This window comes from Sphingobacteriaceae bacterium (assembly GCA_002319075.1).
Lineage (GTDB): Bacteria > Bacteroidota > Bacteroidia > B-17B0 > Aurantibacillaceae > Aurantibacillus.
In genome coordinates this window covers 2,065,693-2,079,151 of record NVQB01000001.1, presented here as the reverse complement: position 1 = coordinate 2,079,151, position 13,459 = coordinate 2,065,693, and the positions used below count along the sequence as shown (strand labels likewise).

At 39.2% G+C, this 13,459-nt stretch carries 10 protein-coding genes; 8 read left to right on the top strand and 2 right to left on the bottom strand.

Going from position 1 to position 13,459, the window contains the following annotated elements:
* The first annotated feature begins 60 nt into the window (after positions 1 to 60).
* Complete coding sequence (kbl, locus tag CNR22_09120; GenBank protein ID PBQ31923.1) at positions 61 to 1,248, top strand: glycine C-acetyltransferase; 1,188 nt, start codon at positions 61 to 63, stop codon at positions 1,246 to 1,248.
* 525 nt (positions 1,249 to 1,773) lie between these two features.
* On the opposite strand, the gene CNR22_09115 is transcribed toward kbl, so the two are convergent.
* Together CNR22_09115 and CNR22_09110 are read right to left on the bottom strand one after the other, a co-directional pair.
* A complete protein-coding gene (locus CNR22_09115) occupies positions 1,774 to 3,594 on the bottom strand; it encodes a hypothetical protein (protein PBQ31922.1) in 1,821 nt (606 codons plus the stop codon).
* Between the two features lie 179 nt (positions 3,595 to 3,773).
* On the bottom strand, positions 3,774 to 4,628 hold the full coding sequence (locus CNR22_09110) for a hypothetical protein (protein ID PBQ31921.1): 855 nt from the start codon (positions 4,626 to 4,628) through the stop codon (positions 3,774 to 3,776).
* A gap of 134 nt (positions 4,629 to 4,762) precedes the next feature.
* On the opposite strand from CNR22_09110, the gene CNR22_09105 reads away from it, so the two are divergent.
* The 7 genes from CNR22_09105 to CNR22_09075 all read left to right on the top strand — a co-directional run bounded on the left by CNR22_09105 (position 4,763) and on the right by CNR22_09075 (position 13,180).
* Complete coding sequence (locus CNR22_09105; GenBank protein ID PBQ31920.1) at positions 4,763 to 6,316, top strand: hypothetical protein; 1,554 nt, start codon at positions 4,763 to 4,765, stop codon at positions 6,314 to 6,316.
* Between the two features lie 72 nt (positions 6,317 to 6,388).
* Positions 6,389 to 7,075, top strand: a complete 687-nt coding sequence (locus CNR22_09100; GenBank protein ID PBQ31919.1) for a DNA-binding response regulator — start codon at positions 6,389 to 6,391, stop codon at positions 7,073 to 7,075.
* Between the two features lie 84 nt (positions 7,076 to 7,159).
* Positions 7,160 to 8,815, top strand: a complete 1,656-nt coding sequence (locus tag CNR22_09095; protein PBQ31918.1) for a hypothetical protein — start codon at positions 7,160 to 7,162, stop codon at positions 8,813 to 8,815.
* 637 nt (positions 8,816 to 9,452) lie between these two features.
* Entirely contained in the window at positions 9,453 to 10,481 is a 1,029-nt protein-coding gene (recA, locus tag CNR22_09090) for a recombinase RecA (protein ID PBQ34861.1), read from the top strand.
* 315 nt (positions 10,482 to 10,796) lie between these two features.
* Positions 10,797 to 11,300: a hypothetical protein gene (locus CNR22_09085; GenBank protein ID PBQ31917.1), complete on the top strand. Its 504-nt coding sequence runs from the start codon at positions 10,797 to 10,799 to the stop codon at positions 11,298 to 11,300.
* 741 nt (positions 11,301 to 12,041) lie between these two features.
* Positions 12,042 to 12,632, top strand: coding sequence for a hypothetical protein (locus tag CNR22_09080; protein ID PBQ31916.1), 591 nt, complete (start codon positions 12,042 to 12,044; stop codon positions 12,630 to 12,632).
* Between the two features lie 203 nt (positions 12,633 to 12,835).
* Positions 12,836 to 13,180, top strand: a complete 345-nt coding sequence (locus CNR22_09075) for a hypothetical protein (GenBank protein ID PBQ31915.1) — start codon at positions 12,836 to 12,838, stop codon at positions 13,178 to 13,180.
* The last annotated feature ends 279 nt before the right edge of the window (positions 13,181 to 13,459 follow it).

The window sequence follows — 13,459 nt, the reverse complement described above, 5'->3', positions numbered from 1 at the left end:
AGTTGTAAATATTACCAATATTGTCAAATAGAATTTATCTTTGCGCGAAAATATTAAATTATGTACGGCCAGCTAAAAGAACAACTTCAAACAACTTTATCAGAAATAGAAAGCAACGGTTTATTTAAACGCGAACGTGTTATAACCACACCTATGGATGCGGTTGTAAAAGTAAACGGAAAAGATGTTGTTATTTTTTGTGCAAATAACTATTTAGGACTTTCCAGTCATCCAAAAGTTATTGAGGGCGCAAAAAAAGCGTTAGACTCTCATGGCTTTGGTATGAGCAGCGTGCGCTTCATTTGCGGAACGCAAGACATTCATAAAACTTTAGAACAAAAGATCTCCAAATTTTTAGGAACAGAAGATACTATTTTGTATGCAGCTGCATTTGATGCTAACGGTGGGGTTTTTGAACCGTTGTTTGATGAGCAGGACGCTATTATTAGTGACGAGTTAAATCACGCCAGTATTATTGATGGTGTACGTTTGTGTAAAGCGCAACGTTACCGTTATAAGAATTGTGATATGGCTGATCTCGAAGAACAGTTGATTAAATCACAGGCACAACGTCACCGTATTATTGTGACAGACGGTGTGTTCAGTATGGATGGCTTCGTAGCCCCTTTGGATAAAATTTGTGATCTGGCTGATAAATACAATGCCCTTGTAATGGTAGATGAAAGTCACGCAACTGGCTTTATAGGTAAAACAGGCAGAGGTACTATTGAATACAGGAATGTAATGAATCGCGTAGACATAATTACCGGAACTCTTGGAAAAGCCTTAGGCGGTGCTATGGGCGGGTTTACAAGTGCTAAAAAAGAAATCATCGAAATTTTACGTCAGCGTTCGCGTCCTTATTTATTTAGCAATTCTTTGTCACCAGTTATTGTAGGTGCCAGCATTGCTGTATTTGATATGCTTTCGGAAGCAACTACCCTGCGCGATAAATTAGAGTGGAACATTAATTATTTCAAAAAAGGGATAAAAGAAGCGGGATTGGATATTCGTGAAGGAGATAGTGCTATTGTTCCTGTGATGTTATACGACGCAAAGTTATCTCAAACCTTTGCAGACAAATTGTTAGCAGAAGGCATTTATGTGATCGGATTTTTCTTTCCGGTAGTTCCAAAAGACAAAGCCCGTATTCGTGTACAATTAAGCGCGGCACATGAGAAAGAACATTTAGACAAAGCGATTGCTGCTTTTACAAAAGTGGGCAAAGAGTTGGGAGTGATCAAGTAGGAGGCGTTAATAACGACACGGGCTTGAGAAAAAATCTAAAGCAGTTGGCACTTCGAGCGTAACCGAGAACAACTTCCTGGATTTTGGTGCACCATCTCGACTACGCTCGATGTGGCATCTCGACTACGCTCGATGTGACATTTCGACTACGCTCGATGTGACATTTCGACTACGCTCGATGTGACATTTCGACTACGCTCGATGTGGCATTTCGACTACGCTCGATGTGACATTTCGACTACGCTCGATGTGACATTTCGACTACGCTCGATGTGACATCTCGACTACGCTCGATGTGACATCTCGACTACGCTCGATGTGACATCTCGACTACGCTCGATGTGACATCTCGACTACGCTCGATGTGACATCTCGACTACGCTCGATGTGACATCTCGACTACGCTCGATGTGACATCTTTGCGGTACGATTGACGTTCATGCATTAAAGAGCTTAAGCATCATAAAAGAAAATAAAAAACCCCGGTGGAATTTTCCACCGGGGTTTTTTAGTTAAAAGAGAGTACTATTGTTTGATTAATTTTTTAGTGATAGATCCATTAGTTCCTTGGACAGAGATAAAGTATAGACCGCTGTTTAAAGATTCTCCTGAAATAGTTTCAACAGATTGACCTTTTAGTTTAGCGCTGTAAATTACTTTTCCAAGAGCGTCAGAAATAGAAACGTTTAATTCGTTTTCAGAAGCATTTTTAATGTTTAATGCTGAACCAAAAGGATTTGGATAAGCAGAAATACCAACACTTTCAAGACTTGCTTCTTTAATTCCAGTAGCACAATCAGTTAAAACTGTTTGTGTTAAAGTTTTTGTGGTAGCACAAGCACCGTTAGCACCTGCTATAGTGTATGTTGCAGTGGCGCTCGGAGTAATTACCGTAGAAGAAGTTCCTGCTACATTATTAAATGAATAAGTTGTAGCACCAGACACTGTAACTGTTGCGGAATTACCCACACAAATAACTGTAGGTGTGATTGCAACCGTTAGAACCGGGTATGCCACAACGGTTTGAGTGAAGCTTGTATTGGCAGTACAAGTTCCATTAGAACCGGTTAAGCTATAGGTGGTTGTTACAGTTGGAGATACAATATTTTGAGATGCGCTTGCAATGGCATTCCAGGAATAACTTGTTGCACCGTTGGCAGTAAGCGTAGCAGATTGACCTGCGCAACTAACTGAGCTGCTTGAAGCGATTGTTAGTGTTGGAGTAGCAGCTACTACCTGTGTATAAGTGATAGATGATGTACAAGTTGTATTAGCCCCGGTTAAAGTGTAAACAGTAGTAGCAGAAGGAGTAACAGTTTGTTGAGCTGTAGCAGGGCCATTAGACCATGAGTAAGTAGTAGCACCAGTTGCAGTTAAAACAACAGATACACCTGCGCAGGCTACAGAATTAGTAGCACTAACAGCTAATACAGGAACTGTGCAGCTTACAGGAGTCCACATGTAAGATTGACCAGATGCCGGGAAGATAGTGTTGTCAAAGTCGCAAAAGTCAGTAATACTTGTTGAAGCGCTGGAGTTGCTCCAGGTATTAACAGAAGCATTCACTAAACGTGAGTTGTAATCTGTATTGCTGGCACCTTTTAATCCAACCTCAGACGGAATATAATCAGGAGCAACAGTCATAGGACCATATAAAGCCTCTATTTTATTCGACGTTTCATAAAGGCGTAGTTTAAAGTTAAGTATTTCATCGGGTTCGAAATACCTTGAGAAATTGGCAAATTCAAATTCGCAGATACGGTTCGGAGAAATTCCACTCACGCTTTGTTTTATAGTTCCGTGCGTACTAACCATTGGATAAGCTGTGTTAGTAAAAAGTGCAGGTTGGTTCAAAACGATTGTATTTCCGGTTATAGATACAATAGTTGGATTTGAACTAAAGTCTCCAAAAAAATCTTCAAATATAGTTCCCACCGCTAATCCCGCAGTGGAGCTTACGTTTGTAAGAGTCGCGCTACCTGCCGTCATGTCAACGTTAATAAACATTCCTTTGTATAAATCATTACCAAAAGGAGAAATTACATTGGAAGTTGTAGAAGTCTGGATTGCAAAATACTCATCTCCTGTAAGCGTATTAAAACTGAAGTAACCGTTACTGCAAACGTTTATAGAAGAGTATGCGGTGCCATCGTAAGTAAAGCTGAAGGGCAGGGAAACAGTAGCTACGTCGTCATCCTGAATAGCCAGACCTACAAGACTTCCGGTATTAGCAGAGCCGTAAGTGCTTAAAGTTTGGGTGAATGAATAATTGCTGACCTGCGCTTTTTGTTGGGTGGAACAAAAAAGGAAGCCTGCCGTAATTGCAAGTAAAAGTTTTGATTTCATGGTATTTGTTTTAGTTTGTTTTTTTAGGTTTTTATAGAAGACGTAAAGTTCCTCTTATTGTTACATGAAACAACCTTAATTTAACTTTTTTAACAAAAACTGTTGTTTTTTAGCAGTACTGAAAAGGGGCCGCAATGCTTGATGCAGCACATGTTAGCACGAAAGAAATTTAAAACGATTTAGTTGAGAATTAGTTTTTTGAGCTGAGAATGATTTCCCTGCCTGATCTTCACAAAGTAAATTCCTTTGGGATTTTTGCTGAGATCAATTTCCTTGTCGTAAATGCCGCTAAAGTTTTTCAGCTCCTCATTGTAAACTAATATTCCTTCGCCATTTAAAATTGTAATCTCTGTATTTCCCTTGTCTGCCAATTCAAATTTCAAATTAAATTTTCCATTCGTAGGATTGGGATAAAAATGCAGATCTTTTACGTTCAGATTTTGATCCTTCAAGTCGCCTCCTTTGGTCAACTGTTTGGCTTCTTTTTCATTGAGTTCGCTCAGTTTAACAGTGGTTATAAAAATAATTTTCTCATGTTTAATCTTTTCACCGGTTGTTTTTGGAGTATCTCTAAATTGCATTATTTTATATGCGCTTACCGGCTTATCATTGAGGTTGGCTGCTTTTAAGGCCCTTTGTACCTGGTCGTCCAGCAGCATTTTCTCTTTATCCACTTCAATCATTTGGGCATCGCTCCCCAGATCGGTAACAATTACTACCTTGTCATCCTTTTCTGTTAAAATAGTAAGACCGTTTTCTTTTTTGGTTGAAATCACAATCTCTCCTTCTTCAGGGGTCTTGAACTCTTCTTCTGACAGCTCACTCAAGGCGTCAATGGTAGTGAGGTTAACGGCACCTTCCACGGTATAAGTGCTGTCTCTTGTTTTTTCTACGCCATTAATTATTTCTTTCTTTACTATACGCACTGTTGTTTTTTTGTTTGCACTTTGCTGCGCAGTTACCAGGTTCACGCTTAGAAATAAAATCGCTAAAATGCATGAGGCAGGTTTTGATACTTTAGATGTTGTTTTCATAAAATCTGGAGTTTAAATTACACAGCAAAGTTAGAGACAGTGGTTCTGCAATCAGGTTAATCTCCGGTTAAACCCTGTTAACGAAAAGTTAAAGTTGAAAAGAGCCAAAGAAATACTGGTTACATTTGAAACGCATGAATTCAAGAGCCTATAAAATTATTTTTGTTCTGCTAAGTACTTGTGTACTTTTTATTATTGGGCTGCAGGGTTACTGGATCAGGAATTTTTACCTTCAAAAGAAAGAAGAATTTAACCGGAGTATTTATGCTGCTTTGGAAGAGCTGGATACAAAATTTAAAGAGCGCAAAGATCTTCAGTCATTAAAAATGACCTATTTTATTCAGAATGGCGATACCATTGCCAAAACGCCATCTCACAAAATCACCATTATTACCGAAAAAGAAGACGCTATCAAAACATTTCATGAGCAAGTCGCAAGCCTAAAATCCTCAAAGATCTTTAATTCAAGCACCGGGAAAAGTAATTCTATTGAGATCAAAGGAACTGCGATAAATATTCAATTAGGTGGAACAAAGGCAACGGTTAAAGAAAATCTTGTTAGCAGGACTTTAGGTGCCAATGCCTCAAAAGATCTGACTGACTCTGCCCGAATTTTATCCCTTATGAACAAGATGCTTAATGAGATAAGAGTTATTGATCTTGATGAGGAAAGTCCGGATACGGTTCAAGCGCTTATAAAAAAGACTTTGAGCAACAAAGGTATTTTCCTTCCTTTTGAGTTTTCTATGCAAAATCTCGCACCCGGGAAAAAGATATTAGCACAATCTAAAGGATATGCGGAACAGTTTAAAACTTTTGCACGAGACCTCTCTTCCAAACGCGTTATTTACACAGGCGAATTCTTATTTCTCCAGTTTCCGAAGCTCGACGACTATCTGATGGCGCATATGCGAGGCAGTTTGCTTTTATCGCTGGCATTTTCTTTAATTATCATATTGGTGTTTTTTTACGTTATAAAGATTATACTGGCGCAGAAAAAGCTGAGCGATATTAAAAATGATTTCGTAAATAATATCACACATGAATTAAAAACACCCATAGCCACAATCTCTTTGGCACTTGACGCCATTGGCAACCCGCTTATAAAAAATAATGAAGAAAAGTTTAAAGATTATATGCGTATTTTAAAAGAAGAGAATAAAAAATTGAATGGCCATGTAGAGCGGGTGTTACAGACGGCCGTTTTGGATAAGGGAGAAATTCAACTGGATAAAAAACAGATAGCTGTTAAAGCGCTATTAGAAAGTGTTATTTTAGACCATCGCCTGCAAATTATCGAACAGAATGCAGAAATAACTGTAGACATCCATCAGGATTTAAAGGTGTGGGCGGACGAGCGCCATTTAAAAACGGTTTTCAGTAATCTTTTGGATAACGCTTTAAAATATTCGGGAGAAAGAAGCGAGCTAAAAATTAGCGGGAAGAAAGAAAGTGGAAAAATCACAATTCAATTTAGGGATAACGGTATTGGAATTGACGCAGATAAACAAAGAAAAATATTTGAAAAATTTTATCGCGTGCAGGGTGGAAATCTTCATGATGTGAAGGGATTTGGTTTGGGATTGAGTTACGTGAAGTCGATTGTGGAAGCGCATGGAGGCAGGGTAGAAGTGAGGAGCGAATTAGGAGCGGGTAGTGAGTTTGTTTTAGTGTTAACTAGCAGTTAGCAGGGTTTATAGTCAATAGTTTATAGCAGATAGTCAATAGTTTTTAGTGTTCAGGTAGAGATAAGTTTTAAAATGTATAGCATATTATTAGTTGAAGACGAAAAGAATTTTGCTTCGGTATTGAAAGATTACCTGAAGATGAATGGCTTTGTTGTGGAACTTTGCATGAACGGCGAGGACGGACTAGAAGCCTTTAGGAATGGAAAGTTCGATCTTTGTATTATCGATATCATGATGCCGAAGAAAGACGGATTTACTTTAACCTCTGAAATAAAGCAAGTTGATAAAACTATTCCCGTCATTTTTTTAACCGCACGCAGTATGCGCGAAGACATGATTAAAGGCTATAAACTGGGTGCTGACGATTATATTGTAAAACCTTTTGATTCGGAGGTGCTTCTATTAAAGATTCGGGTTATTCTAAACCGTAAGACACACCAGCTCAACAACGAAGAATTTCAGCACGAGATCGGTCATTTCAAATTTAACGCAAGGTTGAGGTCTTTAAAAACTCCTGATTCGGAAATAAAACTTTCGCCAAAAGAATCTGCTTTGCTTAATTTATTATGTCAGCATAAAAACGATATTCTGTTGCGCGAACATGCTTTAAAGGAGATTTGGAAAGAAGATACTTATTTTACCGGTCGCAGCATGGATGTTTACATTTTAAAGCTTCGCAAGCATCTGGCCTCCGATGCAAAGGTAGAACTCAGTAATTTGCATGGGAATGGCTACAGTTTGATGGAACGAACTTTTTGAGAGTCATTTCAAAGCATTCTATTTAGTGAAGTCTTGAATATAAAATTCTATTTTTTGTATTTTCGTAAGTCAAAACCCAAAGCTATGATCACAAACCCCCTCTTTAAGAAATGTATTTCCATTTTAGGTATCTGTTTTTTTATTTCTTTTAATTTCAACGCGCAAGCCCCACCTATTCAGTGGACTAAACAAATGCAGGGTCTGTATGATACTTATCCTATGGCTATGACCACTGATAAGCAGGGCAACTTGTACACCGCTATTAGTTTTGCGCAAAAAATGTCCATAGGCACACAAAGCCTTGCCGGTGGTGGATATAGAGATTTTTGTATTTATAAGACAAAACCATCTGGGCACTATCTCTGGAACAAAATAATTACCGGGGGCACTTACCATATGGTTAGCGGTATGGTGTGTGATGCAAATGGCAATCTTTATTTATCGGGCTCTTTTAGTGGTGTAGCTACTTTTGGCAATATTACCTTATACTGTTCTGGCGGCTATGATGGTTTTATTATGAAGATGAATGGTAAAGGGGATGTACTTTGGGCTTATAATGTTGGAGGAACCGGCAATGATGGTGCTTCCGGCATTGTTTTGAGTCCTTCAGGATATTTGTATGTGAGCGGAGGATTTGAAATTGATTTTGATTTCGGTGGTGCGCTTATGCAGTCTAACGGCTTAAGTGATGCTTTTGTTATTAAGGCTGACACGGCAAACGGAAGTGTTGTATGGGCCACACAACTCGGAGGAACTTATGACGAAGGAGCATCTACTATTGCCGTGGCTGCGAATGAAAGGCTATTTATTTCAGGCACGTTTTCAGTGAGTACAACTTTGGGAAATGATAATTTTAATGCAGTGAGTGCCAGGGACCTTTTTTTATGCTCTTTAGAACCTACTGCTGGAAATGTAGTATGGGCTCAGCACATGGCAAGCACGGGGTACGACGAGAGTTTAGGTTTAGTGGTAGATACGCACGGCGACGTTTATTCGCTAGGAAATTTTGGAGGCACCTTTACTTCAGGAAGTACCACTTTTAGTACTCAGGGCTTTGTGAATATATTTTACGCAAAAAATAATGGAACCAGTGGCACATTGGAATTTGCAAGGATGTTCAATTCTCTGGGGAGTTTCAGAAGAGCGGGCTGTTTAGCTATTAATGGTACCGACAACATTTACATGACGGGTTATTTTGATAATATGTTTACGATAGGTACAGAAACATTTTATCCTGGTGGCGGTGCCGACATATTTCTGACAGAAATGGACACTCTTGGCAATTTTCAATGGGCAGATCAAAAAGGAGGACTTAGTAATGACATTCCCTTCAGCCTTACTGCCGATGCTTTTGGAAACATTTACACAGGAGGTGTTTTCACTGAAAACATGGATTACGGTTCCTCACAATTTAGCGTGCCTACGGGTAGCGTAGGAGGTTTTATGGCAAAGTGGGGAACAGAAGGTCCTTTTACATCCATAGCTGATCTTGATGAAGAAGAATTTCCCTTAAGTATTTTTCCAAATCCTTTTTCTGATAAATTTATCGTTAAGATGGAAGAAAGCGACAAACCTGCTACCGTTAGTATAAGTGATGTGCTTGGGAAAATTATTTTTAGTTCGGTTGTAAAGGATTTTGAAGTTGAACTATCTTTGGCCGAGTTTAAACCTGGGGTTTACAACCTTATGATTACTCAAAAAGATGGTGTTTCTGTTGCGAAGAAAATTATAAGAGAATAATTTTATAATTCACTTGGTAGTGCGGCAGGGAGAACAGTTGGGCCGACTTTTCTTATTTTTTTACCCGAACACAAAAGGGGTCAAGTTTTATAAAATCATTCATTCTATCCTTTAATTTTTATAAGGGTTTGCGAGAGCATTTGCGCGCCACTGACCGTAGCGGCATTCCCGTGAACACCGGTTTAAAATGGTTGTTTGGTGGTGGCTTTGGCCCCCAGGACAAAGACCCGCACAAACCTGGCCATTTTTGGACTGGGCAAGCGGGATATAGCACGACAAAAGTTCAGTGAACTTTTGTGCCAGGCGGTTTGTTGGCAGGGCCCATGAAGCAGAAAGGCTTTAGGAATATATATACGCGGCCTTTGGCTTCATGGGTGGCGCCCTAATAATTTGAGGCATATTTTGAAACTTCTACTAACTCTTTTCCTTATGAACTCCTTGTTATTCCTACTATTTTAACAAATACTATAATTCGTAGCAAGGCTCTGCTATCTTTGCCTCTACTTTTGTTGAGGAAATTAGTTAGTAAAGAGTGAATAAGAAAGTGCAGAAAGAAAATCAAAGACTGGTAACTTCCCTAAACAAATTGTAATCTATAAATAAGTATATCATGGCAAAGAAAAACGCAGAAGATGTAATGGAAGTAACGGAGAAAAAAACTGTGAATTCAGAAAAATTAAAGGCGCTTCAATTAACATTGGACAAATTAGAAAAAACTTACGGTAAAGGCACTGTAATGAAATTAGGTGATACCAAGATCGAAGCGATTGAGGTTATCTCTACAGGTTCATTAGGTCTCGATATTGCCTTAGGCATTGGCGGTTTACCGAAAGGACGCGTTGTTGAAATTTACGGGCCAGAATCGTCCGGTAAAACAACTTTAGCCATTCATGCTATTGCAAATTGTCAAAAAAATGGTGGTATAGCCGCGTTCATTGATGCAGAGCATGCTTTTGATCGTTTTTACGCAGAAAAATTAGGTGTAGATACAGGAAGCCTTTTAATATCTCAACCCGATAACGGGGAACAAGCCCTGGAGATTGCTGACAATTTAATTCGCAGCGGTGCTGTTGATTTGGTTGTTATTGACTCTGTAGCAGCTCTTACGCCAAAAGCCGAAATAGAAGGTGAAATGGGTGATAGCCGTATGGGCTTACAAGCGCGTTTAATGAGCCAGGCGCTTCGTAAATTAACCGGTACTATTAATAAAACAGGATGTTGCTGTGTTTTCATCAATCAATTGCGTGAAAAAATCGGTATCATGTTTGGTAACCCCGAAACAACAACCGGTGGTAACGCGCTTAAATTTTACGCTTCTGTGCGTTTGGATATTCGCAGAGTAAGTCAGTTAAAAGAAGGCGATGTGGTTGCAGGTAACCGCGCCCGCGTTAAAGTTATTAAAAACAAACTGGCACCACCTTTCCGTCAGGCTGAATTCGACATTATTTTTGGCGAAGGTATTAGCAAAGTTGGAGAGATTATTGATATTGGTGTAGAAAAAGGAATTATTAAAAAGGCTGGATCGTGGTTTAGCTACGAAGACACGAAACTAGGGCAAGGACGTGATTCAGTAAAATCTTTATTTGCTGAAAATCCTGATCTGGCGGATGAAATTGAACAAAAGATCAAAGACATACTGAGCGCTGAGAATGCTCCGTCTGAATAAATATTAGCTATTTGTTTAGAGATTTGTGCGAAACCCTGAAGCGATAACTTCAGGGTTTTGTTTTTACCAGCAAAACGTGCTCGATGAGAGAGTTTAAATTAAAGCACAAAAGGACGTGGGGGATTCATATTCCGATATAATTTTTTACTTAAATTAAATTATTAAATTTGAGTATGCTATTCCGAATTAGTCCTTAGAGCAAAGAGGACAAAAGGTAATCCAATCGTGTAAAATTCGCCAGATTGGAGGAAGAAAGGTAATGGTATAAGGTAGTTACCACCAATTGTAGGACAGACCCAAATAAAATTATTTACCATGACAATCTCAAAATTGATTCACAAACATATTTCGTTCGACATTAAATCACGTAAGACAAATGTTCATGGCTTAATAATTAACTCTTCAGACGCATGGACCTTAGCCTTCAATAACGTTGTTGATTACATCTGCGACGGATTTTTGTTGATTCATAATCCCTCTATTAAAAAACACTACTACGACAAAGAAAATAAATGGACTGAGAAAATAATTTTAATTAAAACCAAGCAATCAAAGACACCGAAAATTATATTGGACGATAGTACTAGTGTTTTCAGTTCACTTCAATCACTAAAAAAAGTGATTTCAATTAGCAACAAAAAAGGCGACATCACTTGGATTGGTAAGATCATCGACGTCTTAGACGACTCAATAATAATTAGAACTTTGACAACTAAAGCTAAGTGGGCTGAAAAGAAATCAGTACTTTTTAAAGAAATGAGCATAATTGAATTTGACACTGATTATATTAATTCTCTTTTGTTGTTAGCGGACAATTAGACGGACTCTTCAACAAACTTAGGCCAGACAATTAAACAACTGGTGGTAACACCAAGCAAAATCCATGCCTGTTCATTTTGCATTTTGGCATTTCGCTGGACTTTCGTACATTTAACAACACGGACGACAGGCACGGCTCTTGCTTGGAAAACGTTATGCGCAACCAAGCCGCGGACGTCTTAACAATAAACCGACGCGCACACCTTTCGCACCTTCACAAAAAACAAACCTCTCTATGGACACCAGAAGCGCTCATACACTTTGTGTTGGCTTTTCGTTAGTTTGTTTTTCGCGGCGACCCCTCAGCGACCGCACAAGCTATGGACGAATTAATTTCCGCCTTCAACTTCTCTCGCTCATGCATTTTTTTCGTGCATCGACGCATCTTCGCATTTTAGCTTCTGGTCGGACTCCCGTACTTTAGCTTCCTGCATGGACAACATTTCGTTTCAAAAATGCCCCGACGCTTTTAATTTTCATTTCGGGTTTTGGTCGGACGTCTTATTACGGGTCGACGTCTGAACATTTAATTTTTTTAATTATTTCGGTTGACGCGCGGACAAGTCCAAAACCTGGCTTGGCATCGCATAACAGCAAACAGTTTCTATGCCCGGTATTTTCTATTTTAATATCTCGCTGGACATTACTACATTTATAACATCGGGGACGCGGGCACAGAAAACTGTTCGCGGTACGTTAGGTGCAAGTGGCGGACTGACATTTCGGTAGACAAAAAGACTCATGACAAAAACCTTCACATACTTTTTACTTTTCCTTTCGACAATTATTTTGTCCTCATGCAATAACAATTCCGCGGACAGCATTTCGGACAAACAAATGCAGACGCCCGACTTTTTAAAAAAGTATAAGCAGACAACTCTTCCTGTTACGATGAAAGGCTGTTTTGGTGATTCCTTCAAATTGCCTTTAATAAATTCCGACAGTTTGCAAAGTGACAACGAAGACGGAACGGTGCCCTATTGCACTTTTAAAACAAACGGCGACTATTATGCAGTTATTCGCCTCGGACTTTCGGACTGCGCCCTTCCTTATTTAATTACATATGACAAAAACGGAAAAGTAATTGACCAAAAATCAATAGGCATTGGTTTGTGTGGCGCATCTCCTGGCTTTCGTTGCGAAGAGTTTTCTGAAATAAAAAGTGACTTTTCTATTTACGCTTCAGACACAATAGCAGAGGCCGAACTCGACAGCTTAGGACAAGAAATAAAATCGACGCTTCAAAATTATATCATTTACATTAAAGGCAGACTTTTGAGCACAGGAAAAATAGAACTTACAGACACATTACGGCAGACACTTAAAAAATAAAGCTGTGTGCCGCCACCAGACACCTAACACCAAGCAAGCGACCACTTTTTGCGTGTTAACGCTCAAATGTGTAACTTGACAAAGCAAAAAGCGGACGCCTGCTTGGAGAACGTTACCAGTAATTGCGGCGGACAGACATTCCGGTAAAAATGACTAATTCAAAAAAATACATTCTTATCTTTTCGGCGACTTTAATTGTCTTAATGGCTGTATCGTATTTCATTCTGACAAATAAAAAGAGAGAACTAAAAGCAAACAATACTATAACATACGGAAACATATATTGGTGCGAAGTCTCCGCCGACAAAGGCCAAGCATCAATTGCCTTTCTTTTCTATGTAGGTGACAAAACAATTTACGGCGAAAAAACATATACAGGACTTAAAAACGCAGACTTCAACAGTTTTTGTCAAAAAGGTTTCCCGGTAATCTATTGCCCGACCAATCCAGACAATTACGAGTTGCTTATTAGTTCAAAAGACTTTTCACAGTACGGCATTGTTCAGCCCGACAGCTTAATCAAATACAACTCCATCTTTAATTTATAGTTAATCTGCGGACACCCAACAAGACGTACCATTGGGTCCGCAACTACTGGTAACAGCAGTCTTGCGCCATTTTTGCGTGTTAATGCTCAAATGCGTAACTTGGACTTAGCAAAAACGCGCGCAAGGCTGCAAAACGTTATGCGCAACCAAGCCGCGGACGTCTTAACAATAAACCGACACGCACACCTTCGCACCTTCACAAAAAACAAACCTCTCTATGGACACCAGAAGCGCTCATACACTTTGTGTTGGCTTTTCGTTAGTTTGTTTTTTGCGGCG

Bases quoted from the DNA above. Each gene is read 5' to 3' on its own strand.
- kbl (PBQ31923.1), top strand. From the start codon at position 61: ATGTACGGCCAGCTAAAAGAACAACTTCAAACAACTTTATCAGAAATA.
- CNR22_09115 (PBQ31922.1), bottom strand. From the start codon at position 3,594: ATGAAATCAAAACTTTTACTTGCAATTACGGCAGGCTTCCTTTTTTGT.
- CNR22_09110 (PBQ31921.1), bottom strand. From the start codon at position 4,628: ATGAAAACAACATCTAAAGTATCAAAACCTGCCTCATGCATTTTAGCG.
- CNR22_09105 (PBQ31920.1), top strand. From the start codon at position 4,763: ATGAATTCAAGAGCCTATAAAATTATTTTTGTTCTGCTAAGTACTTGT.
- CNR22_09100 (PBQ31919.1), top strand. From the start codon at position 6,389: ATGTATAGCATATTATTAGTTGAAGACGAAAAGAATTTTGCTTCGGTA.
- CNR22_09095 (PBQ31918.1), top strand. From the start codon at position 7,160: ATGATCACAAACCCCCTCTTTAAGAAATGTATTTCCATTTTAGGTATC.
- recA (PBQ34861.1), top strand. From the start codon at position 9,453: ATGGAAGTAACGGAGAAAAAAACTGTGAATTCAGAAAAATTAAAGGCG.
- CNR22_09085 (PBQ31917.1), top strand. From the start codon at position 10,797: ATGACAATCTCAAAATTGATTCACAAACATATTTCGTTCGACATTAAA.
- CNR22_09080 (PBQ31916.1), top strand. From the start codon at position 12,042: ATGACAAAAACCTTCACATACTTTTTACTTTTCCTTTCGACAATTATT.
- CNR22_09075 (PBQ31915.1), top strand. From the start codon at position 12,836: ATGGCTGTATCGTATTTCATTCTGACAAATAAAAAGAGAGAACTAAAA.